The 25,925-nt window shown below is 36.8% G+C and carries 25 protein-coding genes and 1 pseudogene; 6 read left to right on the top strand and 20 right to left on the bottom strand.

The window, feature by feature from the left end; genetic code table 11:
• Positions 1 to 149: 149 nt before the first annotated feature.
• The 17 genes and pseudogenes from AC1DIT_RS17175 to AC1DIT_RS17095 form a co-directional block, all read right to left on the bottom strand.
• Positions 150 to 701, bottom strand: a pseudogene (locus tag AC1DIT_RS17175) (lysozyme family protein); the annotation flags it as partial.
• Between the two features lie 33 nt (positions 702 to 734).
• A complete protein-coding gene (locus tag AC1DIT_RS17170) occupies positions 735 to 1,115 on the bottom strand; it encodes a hypothetical protein (RefSeq protein ID WP_016133400.1) in 381 nt (126 codons plus the stop codon).
• Between the two features lie 49 nt (positions 1,116 to 1,164).
• Positions 1,165 to 3,534 (bottom strand): CD3337/EF1877 family mobilome membrane protein, encoded by a 2,370-nt coding sequence (locus AC1DIT_RS17165; RefSeq protein ID WP_016133399.1) that lies wholly within the window; start codon positions 3,532 to 3,534, stop codon positions 1,165 to 1,167.
• Positions 3,531 to 4,043: a hypothetical protein gene (locus AC1DIT_RS17160; RefSeq protein ID WP_016133398.1), complete on the bottom strand. Its 513-nt coding sequence runs from the start codon at positions 4,041 to 4,043 to the stop codon at positions 3,531 to 3,533. Before AC1DIT_RS17160 ends, AC1DIT_RS17165 begins: the two co-directional genes overlap by 4 nt.
• A 59-nt stretch (positions 4,044 to 4,102) precedes the next feature.
• Positions 4,103 to 6,679, bottom strand: a complete 2,577-nt coding sequence (locus AC1DIT_RS17155) for an ATP-binding protein (RefSeq protein WP_016133397.1) — start codon at positions 6,677 to 6,679, stop codon at positions 4,103 to 4,105.
• Positions 6,639 to 7,190, bottom strand: coding sequence for a TcpE family conjugal transfer membrane protein (locus AC1DIT_RS17150; protein ID WP_016133396.1), 552 nt, complete (start codon positions 7,188 to 7,190; stop codon positions 6,639 to 6,641). Before AC1DIT_RS17150 ends, AC1DIT_RS17155 begins: the two co-directional genes overlap by 41 nt.
• A gap of 17 nt (positions 7,191 to 7,207) precedes the next feature.
• Complete coding sequence (locus tag AC1DIT_RS17145; protein ID WP_016133395.1) at positions 7,208 to 7,456, bottom strand: TcpD family membrane protein; 249 nt, start codon at positions 7,454 to 7,456, stop codon at positions 7,208 to 7,210.
• Positions 7,457 to 7,478: 22 nt separating this feature from the next.
• Positions 7,479 to 8,450, bottom strand: a complete 972-nt coding sequence (locus tag AC1DIT_RS17140; RefSeq protein WP_016133394.1) for a conjugal transfer protein — start codon at positions 8,448 to 8,450, stop codon at positions 7,479 to 7,481.
• A 29-nt stretch (positions 8,451 to 8,479) separates the two neighbouring features.
• Complete coding sequence (locus AC1DIT_RS17135; protein ID WP_016133393.1) at positions 8,480 to 8,854, bottom strand: hypothetical protein; 375 nt, start codon at positions 8,852 to 8,854, stop codon at positions 8,480 to 8,482.
• A 152-nt stretch (positions 8,855 to 9,006) separates the two neighbouring features.
• A complete protein-coding gene (locus AC1DIT_RS17130) occupies positions 9,007 to 9,213 on the bottom strand; it encodes a hypothetical protein (protein ID WP_033671641.1) in 207 nt (68 codons plus the stop codon).
• 4 nt (positions 9,214 to 9,217) lie between these two features.
• Entirely contained in the window at positions 9,218 to 10,078 is an 861-nt protein-coding gene (locus AC1DIT_RS17125; RefSeq protein WP_016133391.1) for a replication-relaxation family protein, read from the bottom strand.
• A 14-nt stretch (positions 10,079 to 10,092) separates the two neighbouring features.
• On the bottom strand, positions 10,093 to 12,747 hold the full coding sequence (locus tag AC1DIT_RS17120) for a type IV secretory system conjugative DNA transfer family protein (protein ID WP_016133390.1): 2,655 nt from the start codon (positions 12,745 to 12,747) through the stop codon (positions 10,093 to 10,095).
• A 35-nt stretch (positions 12,748 to 12,782) separates the two neighbouring features.
• On the bottom strand, positions 12,783 to 13,010 hold the full coding sequence (locus AC1DIT_RS17115) for a hypothetical protein (protein ID WP_016133389.1): 228 nt from the start codon (positions 13,008 to 13,010) through the stop codon (positions 12,783 to 12,785).
• 70 nt (positions 13,011 to 13,080) lie between these two features.
• Complete coding sequence (locus AC1DIT_RS17110) at positions 13,081 to 13,305, bottom strand: hypothetical protein (RefSeq protein WP_016133388.1); 225 nt, start codon at positions 13,303 to 13,305, stop codon at positions 13,081 to 13,083.
• A 74-nt stretch (positions 13,306 to 13,379) separates the two neighbouring features.
• Positions 13,380 to 13,565, bottom strand: a complete 186-nt coding sequence (locus AC1DIT_RS17105; protein ID WP_016133387.1) for a hypothetical protein — start codon at positions 13,563 to 13,565, stop codon at positions 13,380 to 13,382.
• Between the two features lie 36 nt (positions 13,566 to 13,601).
• On the bottom strand, positions 13,602 to 15,863 hold the full coding sequence (locus tag AC1DIT_RS17100) for a SpaA isopeptide-forming pilin-related protein (protein WP_016133386.1): 2,262 nt from the start codon (positions 15,861 to 15,863) through the stop codon (positions 13,602 to 13,604).
• A 161-nt stretch (positions 15,864 to 16,024) separates the two neighbouring features.
• Positions 16,025 to 16,255 (bottom strand): helix-turn-helix transcriptional regulator, encoded by a 231-nt coding sequence (locus AC1DIT_RS17095; RefSeq protein ID WP_016133385.1) that lies wholly within the window; start codon positions 16,253 to 16,255, stop codon positions 16,025 to 16,027.
• Positions 16,256 to 16,378: 123 nt separating this feature from the next.
• Between AC1DIT_RS17095 and AC1DIT_RS17090 the strand changes: the two genes are divergently transcribed.
• Positions 16,379 to 17,014, top strand: a complete 636-nt coding sequence (locus tag AC1DIT_RS17090; RefSeq protein WP_016133384.1) for a helix-turn-helix domain-containing protein — start codon at positions 16,379 to 16,381, stop codon at positions 17,012 to 17,014.
• A gap of 338 nt (positions 17,015 to 17,352) precedes the next feature.
• On the opposite strand, the gene AC1DIT_RS17085 is transcribed toward AC1DIT_RS17090, so the two are convergent.
• Both AC1DIT_RS17085 and AC1DIT_RS17080 read right to left on the bottom strand, forming a co-directional pair.
• The gene (locus tag AC1DIT_RS17085) at positions 17,353 to 17,499 is read right to left on the bottom strand and encodes a hypothetical protein (RefSeq protein WP_016133382.1); all 147 of its coding nucleotides are present in this window, start codon (positions 17,497 to 17,499) and stop codon (positions 17,353 to 17,355) included.
• Positions 17,492 to 18,298 (bottom strand): AimR family lysis-lysogeny pheromone receptor, encoded by an 807-nt coding sequence (locus tag AC1DIT_RS17080; protein WP_016133381.1) that lies wholly within the window; start codon positions 18,296 to 18,298, stop codon positions 17,492 to 17,494. Before AC1DIT_RS17080 ends, AC1DIT_RS17085 begins: the two co-directional genes overlap by 8 nt.
• 448 nt (positions 18,299 to 18,746) lie before the next feature.
• Here AC1DIT_RS17080 and AC1DIT_RS17075 point away from each other — a divergent pair, with 448 nt between their 5' ends.
• The 5 genes from AC1DIT_RS17075 (at position 18,747) to AC1DIT_RS17055 (ending at position 24,626) form a co-directional block, all read left to right on the top strand.
• Positions 18,747 to 20,000: a hypothetical protein gene (locus AC1DIT_RS17075; RefSeq protein WP_016133380.1), complete on the top strand. Its 1,254-nt coding sequence runs from the start codon at positions 18,747 to 18,749 to the stop codon at positions 19,998 to 20,000.
• Positions 20,001 to 21,692: 1,692 nt separating this feature from the next.
• Positions 21,693 to 21,857 carry a hypothetical protein gene (locus AC1DIT_RS17070; protein WP_016133379.1) on the top strand — a complete coding sequence of 55 codons (165 nt, stop codon included), beginning with the start codon at positions 21,693 to 21,695 and terminating at the stop codon, positions 21,855 to 21,857.
• Between the two features lie 319 nt (positions 21,858 to 22,176).
• Complete coding sequence (locus AC1DIT_RS17065) at positions 22,177 to 23,124, top strand: tyrosine-type recombinase/integrase (RefSeq protein ID WP_016133378.1); 948 nt, start codon at positions 22,177 to 22,179, stop codon at positions 23,122 to 23,124.
• Between the two features lie 946 nt (positions 23,125 to 24,070).
• Positions 24,071 to 24,307, top strand: coding sequence for a helix-turn-helix transcriptional regulator (locus AC1DIT_RS17060; RefSeq protein ID WP_016133377.1), 237 nt, complete (start codon positions 24,071 to 24,073; stop codon positions 24,305 to 24,307).
• Positions 24,300 to 24,626: a hypothetical protein gene (locus AC1DIT_RS17055; protein ID WP_016133376.1), complete on the top strand. Its 327-nt coding sequence runs from the start codon at positions 24,300 to 24,302 to the stop codon at positions 24,624 to 24,626. Before AC1DIT_RS17060 ends, AC1DIT_RS17055 begins: the two co-directional genes overlap by 8 nt.
• Before the next feature lie 905 nt (positions 24,627 to 25,531).
• Here the strand turns inward: AC1DIT_RS17055 and AC1DIT_RS17050 are convergent.
• A partial coding sequence (locus AC1DIT_RS17050) for a nucleoside hydrolase (protein ID WP_476998308.1) occupies positions 25,532 to 25,925 on the bottom strand: 394 nt, incomplete at its 5' end.

Raw genomic sequence — 25,925 nt, 5'->3', positions numbered from 1 at the left:
CAACTACAGGCTTATCTTCTGTATGCTGCATGTCGGAGTATCAGAGGAAGCCCTTCAAGGCGTTACCCTATCATTTGACTTCTCGAAATAATAGTTCTGCTGAATATTTAATCAGCGCCTAACCTTTTTAGTTAGGAACGTGTCACACAATTGTATGTTTGAAGTGCTAATTTAATCCTGTTTATATCAGCTGGACTTTGTACATTTGCTATAGTAATATAATGTTTAAATTCTTGTACCCCGCACCAAATACTGTAATCCGGATCAGTAATTCCATTCTGAATTTTCGGATATCTTGTATTAAAAGCTCCCTCTGCTGACTGCATGACATCGAGCGAGCGTCCGCCACTCTCCTGCATAATTAAACAGAGCATAAGTGGCACATAGGGCTCCACCCCAAATTCTTGGGCGTATTTACGCACCATAGGCTCCCATTTTAGAACTTCAGGTGGAACAGTTGCTGTTCCTACTCCTGCTCCAATAGGATTTGCATTTTTTTCTCCCTCTCCGTTTTTCCCTATATCTTGCCCAAATAGAACCAGTATAATAAATCCAAAAAAGAAGACGACCGCAAAGATTTTTGCCAATAATAGCGTCAAAAAGATTCGTAATTTCCAAGATTTCTTTTTCTTTTTTTTGACACTTTTAACCGCTTCTTCTTGCAATTCCTCATGAATGACTTCTTGTATTTGTGCCTTCATCACCTACTTCCCCCCTTCTCATCTCTGAAGATATTATTGTTCTGAACGTTTTTCTCTACTTATGAGAATCAAATATAAAAGTCCTAACAGAGCAGGCGTATATGTGAAAACATGAAAGATTGTTAGTAATATAGGAGAATGTTGTTGTTGAATAAAATCTAGCCCCCCGCCGTATCCAGCCCCTAGGAACCAAATAAACAATACCGTTCTAAATTGGAGTTTTTGGTCCAAAACGATACAATCGAATAAAACTACAACGAGTAATACTAGCATTGGCACAGCAATCATCCATACTTGATCTATATCCCCAAGTGTGAAGAGTGCTAAGATAAGGTGTGTCCACCCAAATAAACCTATGAGCCAAAACATACCTAAACTTATCGTACGTAGCTTACTTAATCTGTAACATCTCATATCCTGCCCCACTCCTTTTTTGTTAAGGAGACTGAGCCCCTTATGGGGCTCAATCCTCTTTATTCGGTTCTAGACGTTCTAATTGCTTAGGATTTGATGTAGGTAGATTCCAAGATTCACTTCCAGCTGCAAGTGCACTTGGCATGATATCTGGTGAAGACATTTCCTCTTCTCGTTGTGGCAGGATTTCACCGTGTTCTGTGACTCCTGCTGGTATCAAGTCTGGAATAGACACCGTTTCACTTGGTGTAGAAACAGTAGGTGTTTCTACTACAGGCTGCGGAATAGTTGACTTGACATCTATATCTGTATTTTGCGGGATAATACGCCCTTCTTCGTCTACTTTTGCTGGAATTAGGTCTGGAACAGAAACAGAATGAAGTGATGCTGGATCATTTGGAGGCATAGTGTGTATGTCTTCTTGTTGAGGTGTAATTGCGTTGCTTTCAATCTCGTCAGTCGTTACATCTAACTCCGTATTCGACAATGTTGTTGTGTGGTGTTCTTGTTGTGGTAAATGAATAGACTCTTGTTCTATTGGCATCTCATTTGTAGGATATTCAATGATGTCTAGTGCTGGTGGATCTGCAAGTTCTTTCTCGTGTACCTTCGTATGATTTGTATCATATATCGATGGTTTCTCATCCTCTTCTTCCGGTACAGATGAAGTAGACTCTTCTGTCTGCTCCATTACAGACGCTAATTCCGATTCATCTAAGTGAGCAAGCTGCTTTTGATCAGCTTCATCCACTTCCTCTTGCGTTGCATGTGGTTCTTCCGCCTCTTCTTGCTCTTCACCTTGAAGCGAAATTAATTTACGACTATCTTTTTCTTCTTGCTTCTCTTTATCCTGGTAATCGGATAAATCCTCTGGAACATTTGCTTTGACAAGATGTGGTTTTCTGTCTTCTTTATCCTTTGATTCAACTGGCGTATCTGCATCTCCCACTGCTACCAGTTCGGCTGCTGTGTTGAAATGATCTCCTATGCGTTCACTTACCGCCCCGCCGATATCCATAGCGGCTTCTTTTCCACGATTTGCAAAATGCTCTGTCATAAGTGAGATGTCTGTAACCGTTTTATAGATGTTTTTCGTTTTCTTGAAGCATGCTGCGATATTATCTCTAAAGATGTAGCATAGAATGAACACGATAATTTGAAAAATCATCGTAGATACATAACCAGCGAGCCCTGCTTCTGGTAATACATAGATTAATTCTGATACCGTGAAAATAATGACAAGCATCACGGACATTAGTATTTTTAAAGCAAGCGGACGTACCCATTGTGTTCCCCAACTCTCTAATACTTTACGATGTCCTGGTAATAAAGCCACTGCTAAGACGATTGGAGCAATTAAACTCATCACAAGGAACCATAATTGAAAGGCTACAATCAGTAAACAGAATACTAGAATCGGAAGACCGACGAATGGATTTACAATGTAGTAGATAATCGTGAAGATGATACGCTCTCCGACAGAATCCATTTTCATCATTTGGTTACTATGTTTAGTAATTTCTTCATTCACTATTGTATTTCGTTTTTCTCCAGGTGATGTTTTTAATAATGTATCGACACGGTCCTTACCAATTTTCTCTTTTGAATCTTCTCCATACTGTAGGAACAAGTATGGTCTCTCCACTAATATCCCCCAAATTTGTTTCTTAACTGCTGATATAGCGTCTTCTTGGGATCGATTCGGATCACCCGCTACTGTGCCTGTTGCTTTCGCTAAAATGGTTGTGCTGATTTCTGAACTAATTGTATTCGCTGTTTTCAGTACTGTACCCGCATTTCCAATGAAAACAAGTATAAACATAATGACGAATACTGTTTTAACTAGTTCGTTTAACCCTGCCGTTGGCTGACGTTTCACAAAAAAGATATAAGCTGCATAACAAGCTGATAATAGACAGGTGAGTCCAATAATTGAAGGGAATAAACCTCCACTTAAAAAGCCCATTTTTCCATCTTCCCCTGCACCAATACCTGAGATGTTTTGCATAGCTGTCGCCAATTTATCCGCTACTGCGGAAACAATATCTAACTTCAACGCTTGATCGACTAAGAACATCGTAAGCTGTGTTAACATGATATTGAGTTTAAAAGCCAAGTTTACAAACCACTGACAGGTACTATAAATCATACGTTGAAGGTCTTGCCCGACGCTGTCATCTCCAAATAGGTACCCTCCCAATTTTTCCAGAGCGCCTTTATCATCTTTTTTGGGTGCTTCCGTGTCAATTTCATAATACTTATCTTTATACACCTCATCTGTATGCCCTTGAAATAAATTTTCTGATATCCTAGGTCCTTTTTGTTCCTGTTTTTTTTCTTCTTCCGCTAGGGTAACCTGTGACCCTAGCGGCATGAGTAGAAATACAAAGATCATGCAAAGTGAAAGAATTTTTTTCATTCTTTTTGCCCCCATTTATGGATATGCGCAGGCTTCATACTCCCTACAATCGCATCCAGACTATTATTTGCATCCCATGCCCATTCATAATTTTTCCATTTTCCATCTTTCTCATCTTTTACCATTTTTAAATCTTCACTTTTTTGTGCCTTTTCAACGGGATGATAATATACTACATGATAGTAATACTCTGCTTTTCCTTCCTTTAAATCGTAACGATATACATCATATCGTTCCCCCATACCTTTACTTGCTCCTGGATATGTGTTTCCTCCTTCCATAAATTTATACGGCTTATAGAATAGAGCTTCTAATTTAGCTGAATCAAGTTCTATCAATTCTCTTATATACTCCATTGCTGCTTTATCCGCTTCTTTCATATCACGTTCTTTTTGGCTCTCTTGTTGGTTTGCATTACTCTTTGTTTCATTTGCCTCACAACCAGACAGACTGACGATTGCCAACATTCCTGTGATACATAATCCAGATAACATCTTTACTTTTTTCATTTTTCTCATCCTCCATATACAGATAATTTAGAATCTTCATACCTGTATTGTACTACGCCTTATGCCAATTGTTGGGCACGTTCTTCTTCTGTTTTCGTTGAGGAGTCAAATGCTAACGCAAGTTCTTCAAATACCGGATCAATATCGACAATTGCTGTTCGCCCGTAGATATCCTGGAACAAGGCTTCCCCGCGTCTTAATTCCCGTAACATACGAACATTCTCTTCTGTCACTGGTAAGTTGTAATATTTCAACATTTCTTCTGCCTGTTCATCCTGCTTAAGCGAGAAACAAAACTTCATTCCGACATTGGCAATCTCTTTATTTTCTGAATTGTAGTCAGATGCGTTTTGCGTCCCAAGATATAACCCGATGTTATGATAACGACCTTCTCGAATGATTTTGTCAGAAGCGCTTGCGCCTTCTCGATTTTTTAACATACTAGAAGCTTCATCGACCATGTAAATTTTAAAGATTTCACGGTCCGAGAACATGAGCGATTTCCCAAATGCCCCTAGTGCAATTAAAATACTACGAGATAATTTATCCGTTACACCATGATCTTGGTTCCCTTTTGGAATGCGTAGATGCTGAATTTGTAAAACTTGTAGTGGTCGTTCTAAACTAAGTACGCGATAGTTTTGACCAGGCTTTCCGAATAACAAGTCTCCCAGCTGAATGGATTCTAACGTCGCTAATCTGTTTGTTAATGCGTTTAACTTTTCTAATTCATTTGGAAGTATATTTGAACCTAATTTCATTTTTTCTAACTCTACTCGAACAAGTGCTAAACAAGCATCTTGATCCTTCGCTACAGTCTCAATCGCTTTATATAAGTAATCATATCTCGTATCATCTAGCCCAACTTCCGCTAAAAACGTTAAGATTTCAAGTGCCAAACTCTTCGCATCTTCTATAGATGCACTAATTCGAAATGGATCTAAACAGCCAGCATCTTCTTTATGTTTTCCCAGTGTCCAAACTTCCAAGAATCCCAAATCCGGTTTATTAAATCCAGGTAATAGCTTTGGCCAATCGGTCCTATCACCCTTAGGATCCGTGATAAATGCTCTACCGCCACTGAGGACAATCCAGAACGCCAACAGGTTCATCAAGAACGATTTTCCTTTTCCGGTTTGCCCTGCAAATATTACGGATAAACTATCAAACTCTGTGACAATATGTTCTAACGCTTTTGCAGCTAAGTCAGGGCGAATAAAGACAGGGCGCTCTAACTTTTTGGTTTTCCCAATATAAAAACCTTGATTGTCTCCAATTTGTGTTGTTGCACCAAACATTCCCTGTGCGAGTACACCCGGTTCTACAAACAACTTGAAATCTTTGTTGTATCGTTTTGATCCTGGTAAGAATTCATAGAAATAGGCCAATTGGTCACCATATGGATTTACCAGTTCAATTTTCATTTTTTTATATTCTGTAATGAGTGTCTTGATTCTCTTTTGCAATGTCTTCTCATCATTCGCATAGACACAAAACAGAACACTTAACTCATAGCCTGGCGCACCTGTTCTTTCAAAGCGATCTTTCACCATCCGAACACCTTGTCGTTTCCCCTCAATTGTCATATCTTTTGTGCCACGTCCCATTAAGGCTTGCTTCTGTTGATCCTCTAACTCCATTTCACTGTTCGTTAATTTTTTGGTTACCATTTCATTTTCTAAATGGTGAGCACGAATACTAAGCTCAACTGGAAACTTTAAAGCCTGTGACTGTAACCGATAAATCCATTCGCCACCCGGAAAAAGAGAGGCCTCTGGCATACTCTTGACTGCTAAAAAGGCAACGTGCGCTTGTTCTACCTCACCATCTTCATTTTGTCCTTCTAGGATGAGAGAACGTCCTGGACTTTCATCAATGACGCAATCTGTGAGTTGAATCATTTCTTGCAAGTTTGGCTGACGTACTTTTACCATCTCGCCATCTCCATTTGGCATTTCGAGTGTTGTACCCACTCTCCAGTGTTTGTTCTGCGTTGGTTCGGTCATGCCGCGTATAAAGTTATGCTGGAAGAGAAAACGAATCGAAGATGGTGTTGCCCGCTTTGTATTTGGAAATGCACTACGTACTTGGTGATACACAAGTTCTTCTGATTCTAAATACGATTCGATTTCCTCTTCTAAAATATCTGTTGGAGCTAACCCTGAGATGTTGCTTGCCGTTTGCGTGAATCCCTCTCCCATCTTCTTTAAGAACTTCCATGACTCTACAACGGGATTCATAATTTTTCTTTCTTTTTTTGCTTGGTTCATCTGCACCAATATATAAAATCGATACTCCATACTTTCTTTTGCCATCGATGAGTTTCGAAGATACTTTTTTACTTGTTCAAAAAAGTATCTTCCCGTCGGTGCCATTGGTCCTTTTAATGTTGCAATATGTTCATCAATAATTTCATCACAATTGGTTGTACGCGGAATCACCAGAAAATGTACGTCGTAGTCTTGTTGATTAAATAAGGCAAGCTGATTCCGATAATACGTTTTCTTTGTACTTTCGTCTTTGTGATCGTATCCAAAACCGTCTACCTCATATACACCGGAATAACGACCATCTATACTAATCGCAAGATTTCTTTCAACGTGTTTCAGTGGATTCCGTTTCATACTTTTCAACATTCTTCAATTCCTCCTTTTGATGTAAAAATGTGAGCGAATACGCATGGATATCTACATTCTTCTCTTCTATTGGTTCTTCTCTATTTCGTAAATCATATGGCCCATACTGTACAAACGTCTCTCCTCTTATCACATGTTTTTTTAGTTTAGGCATACGAGCCAAACGGCTACTCCGATGCTTGCGAAACATAAATCCTACCCGGGCACGAAAATAGGCTAATAATGACTTGTCGTCTGTTTTATACTGGTCAACGCCCCAAATAAGAAGAATAGGAAGAACAATGTAGTACACGAGATAAAATCGATCGATAAAATCGCTGAACCACCATGTAAAAGGAGGAAGGAAGCGGAGCGTTACCAGCACCGCTTCTACCACTACAAAATAACCCATTGCGCGCCAAGTAATAGCGCGGGGAAGTCGTTTTCCCATGAGTTCGTATTGTCTTCTCAAAAACTTCATATAGCTTCCATAGCAATACACCACGATAGAATTTTGTTTTGGTTCTTGCATACCGCATCTCCCTTCTGTTATAGACCCACTAGTCCACCGAGGAATGTTCCGATTGCTTTTAATGCATCTGGTTTATTGATGAAGAAAACCATGGCAGCTCCCCCAATAACTAAGGATGCAAATATTGTCCAGGCACGTTTCACCGCTAAAAATATCCCCCCGATAATAAACACAATGTACAATGCGTAAGTTCCCTGCTCTTTTATCTCATCGAAAACCCCTTGTAATCCCATTCCCAATACTAAATGATTCATCATATCCAACATGTTACATTCTCCTCTCTCTTCTTTAATTTTTTAAGTCTGTCACAATGAATTGCTTTCCATCTTGTTTCACAAACAAGGTGTATACAGTCTTCATTTTCGTTTCAGAATGTACATCAATCAATAGGACCTCTGCTTGCACCTCATAAGATCCTTTCGCTTTACCTGGATACACCTTTGAGGAAGTGACCTTGTCAAACTTCATTACTCCTTCTAATCCTTTAATACTAGAATTATCAAGTACATAAGCTAATTCTTTTTGTGATGCCGTTGTATACGATTTAAAAAATGTTGGTAAAAACTCTTGCATGTCTTTTTTTGTTTTCACATCTTTAATTTCTTCCCGTTCACTTTCTTTTTCTTTTACATTCGCTTTTTCATCGACTTTCACAATTTGCGGTAATCCATTGACAACAAAAGCTTTTCCGTCTGTTTTGATTGGAACAGATACTTGTTGCCAAACTTCTTTTACTTCTTCCCCACTGTTATCTGGTTTCTGTCGGTGTAATTTATACTTCACTTTAAAAATGACGTTCGATCCATTCGCCTTCGTTTCATCCACCCTCAGAATTGTTGCATAGAGAAAATCAGAATCCCACTGTAAACCATTTGTTTCTATTCCGGCTTGCGAATCACTGGTTTGTGACAAATACCCTTTTAAGCGCTCTGCACGCTTTTTAAGGCCCTCCTCTCCTCGTTTCCAAGTGAAGTACTCCTTTGTAAATAAACGTGCAAACTCAATCGCTTCTGGGCGTGTCGCAAGGTTTTGCTTTGATACGACTTGTTTTGTTTCTGTTTGTGGGGTTACTTTCGCATCTGCTTTCATCGTTTTGAAAACTGTTGTACAAGAAACGAAAAACATCCAAGCGATTAATCCCCAAAAGAGCCATTTCCCCACCATGCGTCCCTTATAGGATGGAACTCGTATTGCTTTTCGTGGCTCCCCCTCTTTCCCATTTTTCATTTTCTGAAACCATTGTTTGATTTTTTTCCACATAAACATCCCTCCCTTTTTATGTTTTGGTATTACGCACTCTCCTTTTCTTTTAAACTTTCAAGAAAACGCTCTGCCTCTTTTTTAAACATTGATCCCTTATTAACTCGTGCTTGTTGGAACATGTTATAGCAACTTATTTCATACTCCACTTCCGAAATCGCTTTTTCTTTGGTTAGCTCTTTGCAATCACATTTCCATTCCAATTCGTCTAGATGTAGGCCAATCTCTATTTCAAGTATCTTTCTATTTCCCATCACCAAAATTTTCTGTAAGTACGTATCTGTCATAGATAAACAAATCTCATAGCTTTCACCACAATCTAACTGATTGCAAATCTGATCTATAAACCGGCAATCTGCCTCTTCTAAATTCCCTCGTTCGTATGTTTCCTTATAGATAAACATGTTGTTCCATCCTTTCTTTTTACGATTTTTTGGAACATGACCAATTCCTATAAACCTTCTCTTAGTTGTTAAAACCCTGGATTGATTGGACCACCAATCTTTGGTGCCATCTCCGCAATTTCTTTTGCGAAGAATAGTAAATTTCTTTCCCCTTATTTATCAATCATTTTGTAAACACCTACCGCCACCACACCAAGGATTAAAACACCCTCCCATCCTTGTGTATAATAGGTATCTATCACTTTACTTTGGATGGCTTCCCAAGCTGCACGTGATCCTGGTACTCGTTCAAAGATCCAATCTGAGAAAACTACTAATACAATGATGCTTGCTACAGAGGACATAATAAATTTGAACACAATCTTATAACCCCACTTTTTCATCCATTTCTTCAATATCACGAAAGATTTCGCCAAATGGATTTTGTAGTATGTCTTCGTACAATGTAATAAACACTGGAATTTCTGGACTCTCAACACCTTTTAAATAGCGCATTAACTCTTTTTCTCTGTTTTTACTTCCAGCGATAAAAGTAAGGGAACACTGCCCGACAGGGTAAGAAATCCCTGCGTGTTTTACGTATTCATCCATCTTGTGTTGTCTCATGAATTCGTTATAACGAGTTATTTTCTCTATGAGCACCTCTTTTGTACTAAAAGACCGTTCCATTTCTAAGAAGAGAATGCCATTTGCCGAAACGTTTCTTTTATTCCCAATGACCGCTACTCCGTCGGGTCGAATAATGCCCGCTCCTTCCTTTTTCGATTTTTTTCTACTGTTCGTATATTTGAATGTGCCAAGAACCTCACTAATCCATTCTCTTAATATCCTCGAATCTTGCTCCTTAGACGCGTGGGTCATTGCACACTCAACATGGGCCAACATGATACTGTGATATACAAAATGCGGTGCGCGTACAGACCACTTGGCTTTCCACCTCACATCTCCACGCAAATCACGTACAGTATCTACTCCCTTTTTAGTTAAGGTATACACCTTCTTAGGTCTAACATTTGATCGCTGCTGTCCTCTTATAGTCGGTATTGGCAAGTATTCACTTTTAATGTAACTCGCCATTTCTAACTTACGGAGACGATTATATACAGAGCGTTTGTTATATCCAGCGTAATGACGCATCATGACGTACTCTACATCGACAAAAAGGTGCGTGTATATATTTACTAAAACTTGTTCGTCTTCTTCTAATAAAGCCACTACATTCATAACAATTACCCCTTTTACCAGTCGTCGAACATACTTTTTCTTTTCTTACGTGCTGGACGTTCTTCATTCGAACCCACTACTACAAGTTTCACTTTTGATTCCTTTTCTAGATTGACAGGTGCCTGTTTCTCTTGCCGATCTGGTGCTTTTGTAGTTTCATTTTTTGGCGTAAGATATTTGGCTTTTGTATATAAAAACTCATCAATTTCTTTATCAATTTCCTCTGCCGATTTGCCACTATGCTGTTCCAATTCTGCAATTTTTGATTTGGTCCAATCATTTGCGGCTTGCGTTTCCTCTTTTTTCAGATAATCAGCTACATTACCGTTAGGTAAATACCGATTCAGTGGAGGTATTCGAACAGTACACCAAACGTTTCGTTCTTCTGTGTCTCCTTCAAGCTTCTCTTGTGTTTGAATCGCTGCTACTAAATTTGGTAGACCTTGCAAATAATCTGCTCTGAACTTATTTTGCATAACACCTTCCAGAATTCTTGCTGATTTCATCCCTTGACCACATACAAAGAAATTACCGCCTGCTTCTCGTAATGCTTCGTTTAAATCCGGGTCTAATTGCCCCTCTACTCGTTGCGTTAAGATCCAAAGTCCTAGTCCATGCTTACGATCTTTTGCTACAACTTTGCTAAGAATCGGTATTTTAAAATCGTGTGCTTCATCGATAAGCATAAGATGTAATTTTGAACCAATTGGCCGTTTCTGTGCAATACGATGATATTGATTGGCAATATATGCACCTGTGACAGCCAAATCTTTCTTACCCATTCCTAGAACATCAAAGATAACAATATGACCTTGATCCATCCATTTTCGAATATCTAAAAAACAGTCTGTTTGACCAAACATTCTCTTGAGGTAAGAAGTATTCCGAAACATATCTAAACGGTTCAGTATCGCCTGTTTACTATCTTCTAGTGCATTCTCCACTTCGAAATTCCAGTAGTTCATGTAGTACTGTTTCTGTGGTCCTTGTACATGATTCAAAACATGTCTACGAAATGCATCATCTGTAATAAATAATGGAACACTCAAAATCGTGTGTACACGTGAGGTATCGGATAACAATGTTCCTATTATGTTTTCTAACAACCTTTCAGTTTGCGGTGCTTGCCCTGGAATCACAGTTTTAATAATTTCCATAATGGATTCAACGACTGCCTGCACCTCATCCCCTGCCTCATCTGGAAATCTATGGAGTAAATTAAGTGCTGGAGGATAGTTGGTATCTCGAAAGCGTATAAAATGAACCTTGCTCCAATCTACTGTTTTTCCGTCAAGCTCTGCTTTTAACAAACGATTCATCGTAACAAGTGCTAAATCTTGAGCTGGATCAAATAATGAGAACCCACCTTCTTTATCTGGATTTTCAATCCACCTATCAATACGACTCTGCATTAAAGCCATAACTAAAGAGCTTTTCCCTTTCCCTACTTTTCCTGTGATATAGCCGTGGTTGCTTAAATACTTCTCTTTAATTCTTACTAATCGATCTTTGATATAGGGGTGCATGACGTGACCAATTGCGATTCCTTCCGCCAACATATCGTTTGGCAGCATTGCCTCCCCTTTATCTAAATAAAGAATGCGTTGTTCTGCCTTCTTTTCTTTATCTCCTGTCACATCTGGGAGGTGAAACATGTTCAAAAGTTCTGAACTGGTCCATACCATCTTTCCATATATCGGATTTGGTACGGTGGGCATACAACGCTTGAGGCGTCTGTACCGTAACTCATTTACATCGGCCATGATACTTGCTACCATATGACCGATATTTTTAATAACCGGTACACCTGGATAATGTTCACTTGCAAAGGAAACAGATACCTGAAATGCCACTTCGTTATTTGAGAAACGTTTATTCAATGCTCTGATTTCCTCTTTTTCAAATGTGTCTAATTCATGTTTCTTTTTCTTTTTGAGTGCTTTTTCCGCTTTACGAATCCCTTTTGTAAGGTGATATCCATTGTCTGGTGAAAAGGCGATGTCTACCCATGTTTTTTCTTCCATTGCGTTTCCCAGCATCGGTAACAGATCTTTCTTGTAACGAGCGAGTGATAACGTGGCTGCTCGTTTTCGTTTGAGCACCATTCGTCCACCTACTGCTTTTTTAGATGGAAAAGGCACTTCATTACGAGAAACTCCGTAGACTTCAACATGTTCATACACACTTCTCATCGCTTGGACAACACGCTTTAATTCATCTTTGGGACCGCCAATATAGAAGCGCACACGTTCTTTTGTTCCTTCTGGGCGAAACATGATCATTCGGTACCATTCTCGCCCTTTCCATAGACGTTCCAATGGTTTTCGCCCTGTATTATGCACATGACGAATCATTTGACCCAACTTTTCTGCTGTCACGTCATCATCGATATGCGGGATAAACATTACGTATTGATATCGCTTTTTCTCAAAATATACATACAAGTAATGTAGGACGATGCGGATCATTGTATAGATTAAGATTCCTAACAAGATTAGGCGGCATATACTAACTGTTACATCAATTGCTACTGATACACGTTTCATGAGTTCCGCCAATATTTTTTCTTTGGAGTACCAGACAAAGCCCACAGCTCCTAAAACTAAGAGCGACTTCCAGTTCTTTTCAAGCATGTTTTCAAGTTCTTTATCAAACTTGCTGCGCACCACCTCTTCACTTCCCTCCTATTTAGTCATTACATGACTTACGCGAGTGCCAATGTCTTTTCTTGATGTTTTTGTATTCGTTGTTCTACTGCTAATTGAATCAATATTTGAGGCTGTATCATTGCTTGGTGAGGTTGATTGATTTGTTCTAAAAGTGTTTTATATTCGAAGAGTTCTTGCTTGATTTGTTCCAGATCCATTTCTCCATTTACTGTAACTTGCTCTTTCCAAAACGCTTCCCAGCATTCATGCCGATTGGTATACATCCCATTTCTCCTCCCTTTTTCAGGAGGGATGCTCTCATGAAAGAACATCCTTCCTAAACCAAATTTGTTATCATTTGTGAAAATGCTTATGGAAATTGGCTTTTGGATCTATGAGTTTCATTCCTTTTTCATTACCAGCTAATGTCATCAAAAAGCTTGAAAATGCCATCCCTCTTCCTGTAATTCCAGTCAATTCAGATGACAGTTTGGAATGATTCACGCGATTCCCCCTTAGTTGACTCAATCTACCGATATAAAAACCACGTTTACTTCGCATGTGCTTAATTGGTTTCATATCTATTCGCTCCTTTCATTTATTTATTCTTCTATATCGTTAAATGGAAATATTCTATATTTTTATACCTTTTCTTAAACTTCTCCTAAAGACAATTCTTCCAAATCTGTAGAAAGGATTGTCACTGGTTGCTGGTGATCTTGAAACAGAACATGTTGTATATTGTTTTTCAACTGAAACCCATCTTCAGGTAATGCTAGCAAATAAGATTTCTTATATTTCCTATCATTGATCTGATAATATACATCAAACACGCACATTGTGTCCCGCCCTCCCTTATCAGTTGAGAGTGTTACTTACATTTCTTGTTTTACTTTTTTACTCATTCTGTACGCGTAAACTGCTACGACACTGCCAAGAGCGACAAGTGTAGCTCCAATCCAGTACCAATATGGATTTTCTGCTTTACCACCTGTTGTTGGCAAATGGCTTTCTACTTTCTTCGGTTGTTCTTTGATTTGTTTTGGTTGTTCTGGTTGTTTTTCAATGATGTGTAGTTTCTCTGGTGTTGGTACAGGTTTTTCGATAACCTGTGGTGTTTGTGGTTGTTTCTCTGGTTGTGGTTGAGGTTGTTCTGGCTGTTGTGGTGTTTCTGGTGATGGTGGAACTTCTTTTTTCTTGTCTTGTACTGTATGTTTGATAATGTCACCATCATTTTTAATCTCAAAGTGGAAAGTTTCTTCATTGATTAAGTATCCGTTTGGTGCGATTGTCTCTTTATATGTGTACTTCCCAGCTGGGAGTTTATCGAATTTCGCAATTCCTTGCTCGTTTGTTTTTCCTTTGACTACTAAAGCACCTTGTTCATCGTAAATTGTGAACTCTGCACCTGGGAGTTTATTATTTCCATCAGCAAGATCCACCTTCGTGATTTCAAGTGATCCTGTGATTTTGGTATTTTTGGCGATTAACTCAATTGTTTTACCGCTCTCTGTAATACTAAAAGGAATCGGCTCTTTCACAAGTACATATCCCTTTGGAGAAGTTTTCTCGATAAATTGGTACTTCCCGAACAGTAAATTTGAAACTTTGATAAGCCCGTTTTTATCTGTTGTATGCTCACTGATTTTTTTACCTTTTTCATCCGCAAGGATAAACACAGCTCCTTCTAATTGTTTGTTACCGTCTTGATCGACTTTCAAAAGCTGTACATTTCCTTTTACTTGCTCATTTTTCACTTCAAACGTAAGGGTTTTATGATGCTCTTTTACTTCAAATGAATACTTCGTTTTATTTAATAAATATCCATCTAACTCCTTTGTTTCTTGAAAATAGTACTTACCGTACGGAATGCCATCTACTCTCGCGATTCCATCTTTGTTAGTAGTTACCTTCTGTATTACCTTTCCGTCGGATGTGAATACGGTAAATTCAACACCTGGAAGTGCTTTTCCGGAATCACTGCTTTTCTGAATTTGAATACCGCCTTTGATTTGCTCATTTTTCATTTCAATAACAGCAACTTCACCTGTTTTCACTTTCAATGTTTGAGGATTCGAATCCAGAACATAACCAGCAGGTGCCTTGATCTCTTTTACGGTGTAAGTACCTATTTCTAAATTACCAAGCTGAGCTACACCATTTTTATCTGCTGTAATCGTTCCCATAGATTGTTGATTGCTACTGAAGACTTCAAATACTGCGCCCGGAAGTGGCTTTTTACTTTCATCCACCTTAATGACTTTTAAGGAACCATTTGATTTCCAATATACTTGCAAGTCTTTGCTTACTTGTTCTGTACTACGTTCTAATAATACTGTTGCATCTTGGATTGTACTTGTTCCCTTGTAAACAACAGCTTGATAATTTGTTAGATTTGAAACGACTTTCAGAGATAGTTCACTGCTTTGGGAGGATTTCGGTACTTGAATACGGAACTTTTCTCCTAGTTGGAACGTTTCTTTTACTTCGCCTTGTTCTGTTACAACACGTGTGCCCTCTGGTGCATTCTTCGTTTGTACTTTGAATGTACCCTTTTTCGCATTGGTTTGAACTGTATACGTTGTTGTTTCAAAGTACTCTCCATCTAGCTTTGCCTCTTGCTTATCAGTTGGAACTACATTCATGTATACATCTTGCATCTCTTGACTTTGATCCGCTGCATGAATGATTGCTTTTGCTGCTTTTTCAACATCTTTGTTTTTGAACTGCAACTCATTCACTGAAATTTGACCAAGTGAATTCCAAAGAGCCAGCTGGGTGGCATAATGTGCTTCTTGCCAAGTGGATACGCCTAATTGCTCTGGACTTTTTTCTGGATAACCATTTAACAGTACCCGGTACGAAATATCATCCGTTTTCCCTGCCTCTGGTAGGTCATTTCCATCTGGAGATTTCAAGCCGTATACCAGGCAATACGCAATCTGGCCACTTGCATTCTTTAAAATCTCTGTACGGACATCTTTTCCATATTGTGGACTATAAGCCCAATCCACCTTGTATGTTTCACGATTGATCACTTCCGCACTGGCTTTATTCAGCGGAATCAAGAAGCTCATAACTAATAAGAGTACACTCGTTGCGAGTAGTAATGCTTGATACGATCGTTTCAAAACCATTTTTTACAGCTCCTTTAGAGTCATTAAGTTTTCAAAGATCAGAATATTGAAAATATTAAACTTATAAAAAATTTATACTTTAGTAAAATTTTTTTCGGCTTTTAGCCGAATTTTGTTTGCAATATACATCAAATGAATATTAACTATATAGTGAATGTATATTACATTGGTAATGCCCGATAGTATGTTGGAAAGAATAAACGATCTATCGGGACTCCTAGAGAATCTGCTAAATACTTTGCCTTTTGAGCGTTGAGACTTCTTCTTCCTGTTTCAACGTCATATAAAGTGCTTCTTGGAACTTTTAAAGCATTCGAAAGATCTTTAATAGTAAGGTCTTGTGATTCCCTACAATGACGTAATTGAGTTTTACATTCTTGTAATGATACCAAATATTTCACCCCCTAACTTTAATTATATTTTATTAGGCTTTAAGCCTAATGTCAACACGAAATGAATAATTTTTTATTCATTTTAACAATTTTATTCCAAAACACAAATAAAGGAGTATGTTTATGGAAAACTTATTTTTAGGTGAAAACCTCAAGCACCTTAGGAAATTACAACAACTAACTCAAAAAGAAGTAGCTTCAAAGTTAGATATATCTTATTACGCTTACAACAATTGGGAAAATAGTTTAAGAGAGCCCGATCTACTTTCAATAAAGAAATTCTCTATTTACTATGACATCCTTATTGACGAATTAGTTAATACTCGTATACTTTCATCTAAACCTATAAATATAAGTGAAGATAGACTAAATATAATTAAAAAACTAACGAAATTAGATGTATTAAATCCACTTCAAGAAAACTTAAAAAGACTAAGAACTTTAAAAGGACTAAGTCGTAAACAAATATCAGAGGAGTTAAATACGCCTTATAGTACTTATGCTGGATGGGAAAATGGTTTTAGAGAGCCAGATATTTCAACACTTAATAATATATCTTCATACCATAAAGTGAGCATAAATGATTTATTAAATCCAGAGACAATTATAAGAGAAGAAGATAAACTTAAACTTATTACTCGTTTATCAACAAATCTATTTGAAACATATATGAGTGTGCCCGATGAATATAAGCTCGAATTAGAAAAGAAACTAATTGCATATATGAATGACTTTAAAGCAAAAAGAATGAATAAATAACATTATTAGCAACATACTCTCTTGATTTAACCCATTTTTTCTATGCTATCTTCCAGAACTTCTTGGTTACATATTTTAATTAAGTCCATGTACAATTTAACAATGGTGTATACATCAGTGTCATTACATTCTTGCCTAAATTTTTTTTCTAACCAATGATTGTTTAGAGCCATACCAATCTCACATCCTTTTCTTATAATTTAGGATTTAATATACGTGGGTGGTGCACTTTTTCTTTGTAATTGAAAAATGCACCACCCCTAAAAATCACGAAAGACGCTACAACCGTAGCGTCTAATTCACTGTTATTTCTTATTAAGTTTATTATCCATCTTGACTCATCCTGTTCCAGGGTCAACTCTCATATCTATAGTGGTGACCGATGATTCATCTTGTATTTTTGCATTTTGTTGAAAGTTTACATCACTTTGAGGAACTAATGAAATCCCTAAAATAATCAATAAACCGATTAAATATTTATTCAACCAAATTCACCTCACCTTTCATTAGTACTTTCTTTACACCTTTAGCATAAAATAAATTTCCAGATCTTTCAAAAGATATTAGGGCTTTTTTCAATCCTTCTACATCCCCTATTACTTTAGAATACGAATATAATTGATGTGCACTAAATCCTTTTCGTTCCATTTCTTTATACATTGCAAGCCCTTTCTCTCTATCCCTATATAAGCACTCAAAGTGAGCTTCTTCTCCTTCATGTATATAATTAAAATCAATTTTATGAAGATTAAAATTATTTTCAATATACAAGTACGCCAAAGTTGTTTTAAAAGCAAAATACTTTTGAGACTTTCTCGGTACATTTATATCATCAAGAAGATTTAAAGCTGATTCAATATGAGTTTCTGCGATTAATGGATTTTCATATATAAAACTCTCACCTAAACATCCACGTGCAACAGCTTTAATCATTGGGATATCCATAGCAGAATTTAGAATAGACTTACAAACTTCTCTACACATTTTCAGTTTATCCGCTAACAAATATGTATAGGCAGTTCTTTCTTTATATTGCATTTGCAAACACTCTTTAATATATTTCTGATCAATTTCAGCTATAAATCTTGCAGCTTCTTTCTCATATGGAGCTACTGCGTTTGAATCATCTTCTTCATACATAGCAACCATATAAAGCAAATTTAATAGTGCTTGGCATTCGGCATTAGAAGATATTTTGCTCTTTTTTATTTCATCAACAATTTGTTGTCCTTTTATTTCTTTTGAAATTCCATCCATAAAACCTTTCATAGTCAATGTGTCCACAGTAAACTCCCCCCCTTCACGAAAGATATTATCAATCAATTCTTAAGAAAATTTTACCATATACAAAGGTTTTCTATTTTAAGGATAGGACAATTTATCATTTCCCTCGATTGATAAATAATTTTATGAATATTCAGAAAATTTTTATTGGAAATTTGAATAGGTTTTATTCAACTTTTATTGATATTTTGTGAAGAACGTTTTAAAATAAAAATGTACACAAAAAAATAAACCCCACCTCAAGCTTTCATCTGGTTGTAGTTTGGCGACGACACCAGTTGAAAGCTCCCTAACAGGGTTCATTCACATTAAAAATGTATGTGATTTTTTTAATATCAAACTTGATACTAAAATTATACCATAATGCACTTTTAATGTGAATATGGAACCTCTGTTTTTCCAGCATTTTTCTGTTTATTTTAGGTGGGAAAAATAGGAGGTTTTTATTATGGTTACAAGTGGAGAAAATGTAACAGCTGCTGATCTAACTAGCGGTGTTCAAGTAAATACGCAAACACCAAAAACCAATATGAATCTTGATAAAAAAATGACAAAGCAAAAATTCCTCATGCATGGTCCGAAATTCTTCAACGGACTCTTCAAGCAATTGAAAAGGGAAGATGAGCTATGTGAGCTTCCAGCATCCGCCCTCGCGGTATATGTTGGGATGCACTATATAGTAAATGATATTGGATTATTACCAAGCGATTTTACGATTGCTCAACTTGCTGAAAAAATTGACTTACCTTATACGACTACATATGGCGGATTTGAGATCCTTTTACAACGTGAACTTATACAAGAAGTAATTATGAATGGATTACCGGTGTACGAGATTTGTAATTATGCATTAAATAATCGTACAAAACGTGAAGGAAACCAAGAATGTATGGGATTGTCCTATTTCCGCATTCCAAAATCCTTATTAGATACGAATATTTTACGTGAGTTAGTTACACATCGTGATCGTAAAGGGATTTATTTGTTATTAGATCTTTGCAATAACTTTACACACAAACTTTACAAACATAATCATGAAAGTGTTGAACAATATACTGTTGAAAGAAACATGGACACTTTAAAAACATATTTAAAGAAAAATGCAAAGAAAGTCAGAGAATATACGGCCTTATTATCGCCTATTTTCTCTTTTGTACCTACTCATAAAACAATACGGAAAGCACGTGAATCTCGTCTAACACGTATTCGAAAAGCTGTAAACCAAATTCTGGTTCCTAAGTTTTATATTCATATCGCTGCATCATGTGTAGTGGAAAATACAGATGATGATATTAAACAAAATGAGGCAAAAATGAGGAAAGAATCGGTATCACGTTTAAAATCCCTGGGATACCCACTTTCTAATAAAGATCGTCGTGATCTTGTTGTTGCGTTCCAAAGTGAAATTTCTAAGATTGCGTATTTATTAGAAAATAAGACTGCTAGAACGCAACTCATGACATATTCAATGTGCTATGCATTAGATGCATTAGAACAGTACGTGAAAACAACAAGCAAAAAAGTGAAGTCTATGGGTGCTTTTGTTCGTATAAAGTTACGTGAATCACTTCCATCTTGGCGTTTTACATATTTAAGTGAACACGATCGTCATGAATTATTTGTTGCATTTGGACGTAAAGGATGGGATCAACCAGAATGGTTGCATATGAACTACAAACAAGATTCTGTTGTGGCCGCATAAAAAAATAATGAAATAGCATGCTTATTCTAGCTTTGTTCAAAAAAATTGAAGTGAACAAGGCTCTTTGTCATGTAGAAAAACATATATCTTCTGGCATTCACCATTCCAGAATTAAAAACAGTAGGTTTTCAACTCAAAATCTGCTGTTTTTCTATTTTTTCATGTTACGATACTTCACTTGTGGATTTGTAGATAGTATGAGTATTAGCTTGTGGGAACATAGAATAATTGATTTCTTAACTTGTGAATTTGTGATTTATTTGATATTTCACTTGTAAATTGTGAATTCTATGTTTCATGAATCACCAAATCTCTCAAACTCCTTGGGACACAAGGGATTCAGCGTTTCTCTTTTCGTCTATATATATATTTGATTCTTTTATATATTTTTTTGACTGATCTATATATTTATTTGAAGATTAATACTTATTTTTGTCCTTCATACTTAAAAAAATGAAAGAAATTTTAATAAATAGAACAATATTTTGTAATCTTTTTATTCATTCACAAAATCTGAAACACGTACAGTAAACGAATATCAATCTGTTATTATTCGCTATTATTTATCTTAGTAAATTCACTTCTTTTCATCTCGAATAAATCAGATAGCAAAAAACTTTCATACCGAACACCATATGAATTAGTGATGAATTAGACATGAAACTGTGATGTTTTTGTTCATCGTCTAATTCATCACTTGCGATTGTCAAAAAACGTTGATATATAGGGAGGTTTTGGGATTCCCCGTGTCCTCGCTAAACCAGATGAAATCTTGAAGCTTTCCTTGTTCTGGTATCTCGATTCGAATGAATCAGATAGCAGGGCAAGGGAAAAGTTTTAAAAACTACATAATCGGCGCGGCGGGCATCGTTCACCTCACACATCGAACTCGGCGTTCACCCCTTCTTCGTTCGCTTCTAGCTCACTTCCTCTCACTCTGTTGCCCCGCACTTGGTGGCTCGGCTACGCCTCCCTCCACCCCCTAAACCCAAAAAGCAAACACCAGCCCCTCACCTTTCGTTGTCTAACCTGGTGCATGGTTCTTCCTATTGGCGCGGCACGATGCTTATTTGGGTTTCTTTGCCCATTCCCTCGAAAAGGGGGAATAAGAAAAACATATCGTGAAAACTCCTTATAAATAAGGGTTTTGGGTTACTTTTAAAAAATATATGTTTCAAAATATATACAATTGCATTGACATGTTTCAAATATTACTAAGTTGTATTTTTGAAACGAAAAATCCTAGTTTTTCAGCTATGTCATAAAGTGTACTTTTTGACATAATGTATAAATTTCTAATGAATTAAGCTAATTCCCCCATTTCGGGGCTTTGGGCAAAAACATCCTTATCCAATTGTGTTATGGAAATTGGTGTTTATTGCGCGGGATGAGACAAGACAGAAGGAGCTGTTAAGGCATTTAAAAGATGCGGAACAGCCTCCGCTCTATGAGATTGAAAGAGATGGGGAAGTTGTATTAGGGGTATCGCCAGCATTTTGGAAATAAACCACGTTAAGCAAATTTCGACATAAAATCTTTTGAATTTTATCCCGTTAAGAATATTTTGATACAACACAACATCATTTGTGTTGCGTTAGGACATGAGAATACCAATGAAAACGGTTGTTAATGCAACACAATTTATCGAAATGATCTAATTTTGAATACAACACAATTTAAATTAGGGGTAAAATGACTCGAAAATCCTTAGCGTGGTTTTTTTCCGTTTGGCTGTCTGTATCCCTATTAAAGCAAAGATATGATATTTTAATTACGACATTTGAAGAAATTACAGAAAATCCTTTTGGGGAAATTTATATGGACTTAAATGATCCATCGGTTAAAATAGGGATTTAAAAAATATAAACCGGGTTAATAAAAGGCTCTGTGTAACAATGGTTTCCGCATTCGTAATCGAATGACGAACTGTTGCCGCGCAGGGCTTTTTTTACTGTATTCGTTAGCCAGGACAGAGTGAGGATATTTACTTCCCTACTTTTTATTTTGGTTTATTCGACGGGGATTTTGCAGATTCCCTAGGATTCGTTTCTCGTTTTTAATGGTTGTATCCAAAGAAAAAAGCGTTTTGCGAAGCATGGAATCCCTTATTGCATGTTGTAGTTATTTATATATATAATTGCGGTACACAATTTTTAGGACAAAGGAGTATATAGCCATGACTTGGGATTCTGCTGTTGATTTTTTTCTTGCTGATTTATTGAAGCGCGGCCGCAAACCCTCCACTGCGAAACAATACCGCTACGATATTTCGCTTTTTGTCTCCTGGATTCAGAAACGCTTCAAATCGTCCCCAGAAGACGTTTTGATGTCTTTTGATGCAAATACACTAGATAGCTATTTAAAATCGCTAAAAAAGGAGCGTGGCGCGTCAAATTCTAATCTAAAACGGGTACGAGGTGTTTTGATTAACTTCTTGCAATTCCATAGCGCGGCAGACAGCCTCAAAAGCGACGTCGCACCGCCTGACCTTACTTCTAAACACTTTGCATCTGACGAAGAAATCAAACAGCTGTTACGCGTTATGCAGAGCTATGACGGGCTGACGGAGTACCAGGCATCCGGCAGAAAATTCATCTTGGAACGTAATTTGTTGTTAGTTCGTTTCATGCTCAATTATGGACTCTCTATCCAGGACATTATTACGCTTTCTATGCATGATATCCATTTTGGGACCAATACCATCAAGCCGGGAGGATTACATGCCTATAAACGCACTATTACTCTATCCAAAGAAGATGTAAAGCTTGCCCTATCCTATTACAAACAGATTCCGAATCTCATACGGCCACGCCAGCAGACCGGGGATCCCTTCTTTGTTGCTTTTGACTTTGCACCACAAACGTTCCGCTGGGATTATGAAAAGGATCAGCCTGCGGCACTAACTAGAATCGCGGTGCAACGAATGTTGCAAAAGGAAACCAAACGCGCTGGGATCCATATGACGCCTACTATGCTGCGGAACCGTTTCATTTTAAATGCATTGCAAAGTGGTATGAAACCGCAAGAAATCAAGGTTTTTCTTGGTTTAAAAAGTATTGAAGCATTGTATAGGTACGTGCAATTTTGGAATAAACAGCAAAAAAATAATAAGTTGAATATTTGACACTCCCACCCCTAAAGGGTCAAGCTGGCTAAAGCCAGTGGGATTCTTGCTCCCAAAGGCGAAGTCCATTTCTGGTATCGCTGACGTGCAAGATTGCGGTGTGCCATCACCACTCTCACGACAGACCCTATAGGGGCATGGCAACGATTCTTTCTTTTTCGGGCCACTCATTAAAAATTATAGATTTTTAGGGTGAAACTTTAATTTATGAGATTGTAGCACTACAAACTTTAAAGAAAACCTGTAAAAATTAGTTCCGTAAACTTATTTTTATGATGATTTATCCGTGTTCCGTAAACAAATGTTGTCAAAATCAATATAAAAAGTTAACGGAATTCCAGTTCTGTTAACTTAAACTTGCGAATGGCCCCTAAAAGTAGTAATCGTTGCCGTGCCCCTTGAGGGGCCCCCTCACCGGGTGGCAGGAACAAACGGTTGTTTGTTCAGTGCCAAGAGGGTTTGGGTGTCATTCGGTTGGTCAAGTCAAATACTCCCTTTGCTTCGCTAGGTCCGTTTTGATTGACCAACACATACAAAGTCCTCTACTGATCGCCTTCACCTTGTTCTCTTTTTTTCTATAAAACCAACCTCATATAAACTTGTTATACCCCCTCAGACAAGCCAAAAGATCCTTTACAACACACACTTCCTTGGTACGTTGTAAGGGGGAGTGGTTTGATTTATTTTCAAAGAAACAAGCGGTCATAATACGGATGAGCGGTGAGTATAACGCTTATACTGCTTTTACACCACTTTTCTACTAGTTTTATACTTGTGATTTTGAGATTTACCTCATAGAGTTCTTTCTCTTTTATAAGATTGAAATTCAAAAGATTATATAGGATTTCTTTTCATTTATATAAAAAATTTTATCTTTTGTATAATTAAACTTTACTTTTTTATAAAATAGGTTTAATATAGGTCTTAAGAAAGGAAGGTGTTAACTATGAAGGAAAAATATGGGGATTCGATTGCGAATAAAGTGTATGAATATAGAGTGTTAAAAAGAATGTCACAAAAAGATTTAGCTGACGCTGTTGGAGTTTCTAAGCAAACGATATTTGTTATGGAAAAGAATAATTACTCCCCTTCACTGGTGTTAGCATATCGAATAGCAAATTATTTTGAGGTTGATATAAACGAAATATTCTCTTATGTAGGAAAGGAAGATAATAATGCTTGATCAATTAAACAATTGGATGTTAGAAAGCACAGATAATTTCAATATCTTTGTAGGTTTTACAAGCCTTTTGATGTTGGGTTCAGCAATTGTACTTTTTATTATCTACAAAAAAATTGGTAAACCAGATGAAAGAACAAATACTATTCATTTAAAAATTACTTATTGTATGTTTGTTACTCAAATTCTAATGAATTCCCTATTTATTTCTTTAGTTAGTAAAGACATGTATTTCCGTCAATTCTTTATATTAACTCAAGCCTTGGTATTCTTTGTTGGAGCTATTTATTCTATTAAATTATATAGAAAAGAATGCAAGTAGTTTACTTGCAAAAAATAATAAAAAACAGTAGTGCCTTTATGCACTACTGTTTTTTTATTCTCCCCTTGTTTTTGGGTGTGAGGTGAAGGTTGAGGTGAAGCGTAGCGAGGAGGTAGCACCACATGCCCATCAACCTAATATTTTGAAGTACCCCAAAACAAAAATTTTATCTCACCACAGTTATCTATAAGAATTCAGTTCATTTTTTGTTTTAGGGAACAATTAATTTCCAATACATGTCTTAATGAAAAAATGTGATATTTCGTGACCTTACCCTCCATATGCAATATTACATATAAAAATATATTGATATAATTGTAAGCGCTTACTATAATGAGAGTATAAAGATTTACAACATCTTACTATACAAAAAAAGAGGAGGAAATAATATGGCAATCGCAATGGCAGTTTTATCATTCTTAGGTGGAATCATCCCATTAGTAGGAGAGCTTTTAAAAGCAGTAATGTAAGTTCATTATTCAGCAATTGCAATTATATGTAAAAAAAACATCATACAAATGATCTGTATATCAAGAATGAATTGATGTACAGATCATTTGTGTGAGCAAAGTCCCTTTAGCATTATGAAGGGACTTTTTTAAATTTATACAGACTTGAGGTTCCATCACATCAACATCAAGTTCAAGAACTTTTAAAACATTAAAAAGTGCTTTTTATTTATTATAAATACGAATGTAAACTTTTAGATATTAGTTTACATTCATTTTGTTGATTTCATTGGGTTTATTTCACTTCATCTATTTTCTTCAAAAACACTAGCAAAAGTATACATTYAAAACATGATGAATAAAGATATTAGAACACCCGTGATCAAAAAAGAAAAAGCTAGATTCATGCTAGCTTTTTTACATAATTTCCGTTATCTGAAGTTTACTTAGGATAYGCTACAGTCTCTTCCTTAAGAATGTTTCCATGATATCTCTCTTAAAACTTTCGTAATTGAACTGAAAAGCGACATTATGTGTTTTATAACCCGGATTTGTCATAAAACGAAAATCTGCAATACTTTGACCGAATCCTTCTCCTTGATCAGGAATTACTTTGATGGGTACTTTTGAAAGGAGAACTGCATCTGGGTTCAACAAATACCAAATTGTTACAAAATCATGCATAGGACTTCCCCCTATACCAGGGTTCGATTTAGAGTAAAAATTATAATAATAATCTAACATGGGCTTGATGATAAGCCCTGCAAGGTCCTGTGTATTACGGTGAAACGCGTCGATTTGTTGGACCATTTCGGGTGTAACAATCGCGTRTTGGGTGACGTTTAACGGA

The sequence above is a fragment of the Bacillus sp. 05T22 genome (assembly GCF_056396765.1).
The sequence above is the reverse complement of the archived record's forward strand: the minus strand, read 5'-3'. Positions and strand labels throughout refer to the sequence as shown.

What these genes read in the sequence shown, in the direction of transcription:
- AC1DIT_RS17170 (WP_016133400.1), bottom strand. Translation starts at nt 1,115, where the DNA reads ATGAGATGTTACAGATTAAGTAAGCTACGTACGATAAGTTTAGGTATG.
- AC1DIT_RS17165 (WP_016133399.1), bottom strand. Translation starts at nt 3,534, where the DNA reads ATGAAAAAAATTCTTTCACTTTGCATGATCTTTGTATTTCTACTCATG.
- AC1DIT_RS17160 (WP_016133398.1), bottom strand. Translation starts at nt 4,043, where the DNA reads ATGAAAAAAGTAAAGATGTTATCTGGATTATGTATCACAGGAATGTTG.
- AC1DIT_RS17155 (WP_016133397.1), bottom strand. Translation starts at nt 6,679, where the DNA reads ATGTTGAAAAGTATGAAACGGAATCCACTGAAACACGTTGAAAGAAAT.
- AC1DIT_RS17150 (WP_016133396.1), bottom strand. Translation starts at nt 7,190, where the DNA reads ATGCAAGAACCAAAACAAAATTCTATCGTGGTGTATTGCTATGGAAGC.
- AC1DIT_RS17145 (WP_016133395.1), bottom strand. Translation starts at nt 7,456, where the DNA reads ATGTTGGATATGATGAATCATTTAGTATTGGGAATGGGATTACAAGGG.
- AC1DIT_RS17140 (WP_016133394.1), bottom strand. Translation starts at nt 8,450, where the DNA reads ATGTGGAAAAAAATCAAACAATGGTTTCAGAAAATGAAAAATGGGAAA.
- AC1DIT_RS17135 (WP_016133393.1), bottom strand. Translation starts at nt 8,854, where the DNA reads ATGTTTATCTATAAGGAAACATACGAACGAGGGAATTTAGAAGAGGCA.
- AC1DIT_RS17125 (WP_016133391.1), bottom strand. Translation starts at nt 10,078, where the DNA reads ATGAATGTAGTGGCTTTATTAGAAGAAGACGAACAAGTTTTAGTAAAT.
- AC1DIT_RS17115 (WP_016133389.1), bottom strand. Translation starts at nt 13,010, where the DNA reads ATGTATACCAATCGGCATGAATGCTGGGAAGCGTTTTGGAAAGAGCAA.
- AC1DIT_RS17110 (WP_016133388.1), bottom strand. Translation starts at nt 13,305, where the DNA reads ATGAAACCAATTAAGCACATGCGAAGTAAACGTGGTTTTTATATCGGT.
- AC1DIT_RS17105 (WP_016133387.1), bottom strand. Translation starts at nt 13,565, where the DNA reads ATGTGCGTGTTTGATGTATATTATCAGATCAATGATAGGAAATATAAG.
- AC1DIT_RS17100 (WP_016133386.1), bottom strand. Translation starts at nt 15,863, where the DNA reads ATGGTTTTGAAACGATCGTATCAAGCATTACTACTCGCAACGAGTGTA.
- AC1DIT_RS17090 (WP_016133384.1), top strand. Translation starts at nt 16,379, where the DNA reads ATGGAAAACTTATTTTTAGGTGAAAACCTCAAGCACCTTAGGAAATTA.
- AC1DIT_RS17075 (WP_016133380.1), top strand. Translation starts at nt 18,747, where the DNA reads ATGGTTACAAGTGGAGAAAATGTAACAGCTGCTGATCTAACTAGCGGT.
- AC1DIT_RS17070 (WP_016133379.1), top strand. Translation starts at nt 21,693, where the DNA reads ATGACTCGAAAATCCTTAGCGTGGTTTTTTTCCGTTTGGCTGTCTGTA.
- AC1DIT_RS17065 (WP_016133378.1), top strand. Translation starts at nt 22,177, where the DNA reads ATGACTTGGGATTCTGCTGTTGATTTTTTTCTTGCTGATTTATTGAAG.
- AC1DIT_RS17060 (WP_016133377.1), top strand. Translation starts at nt 24,071, where the DNA reads ATGAAGGAAAAATATGGGGATTCGATTGCGAATAAAGTGTATGAATAT.
- AC1DIT_RS17055 (WP_016133376.1), top strand. Translation starts at nt 24,300, where the DNA reads ATGCTTGATCAATTAAACAATTGGATGTTAGAAAGCACAGATAATTTC.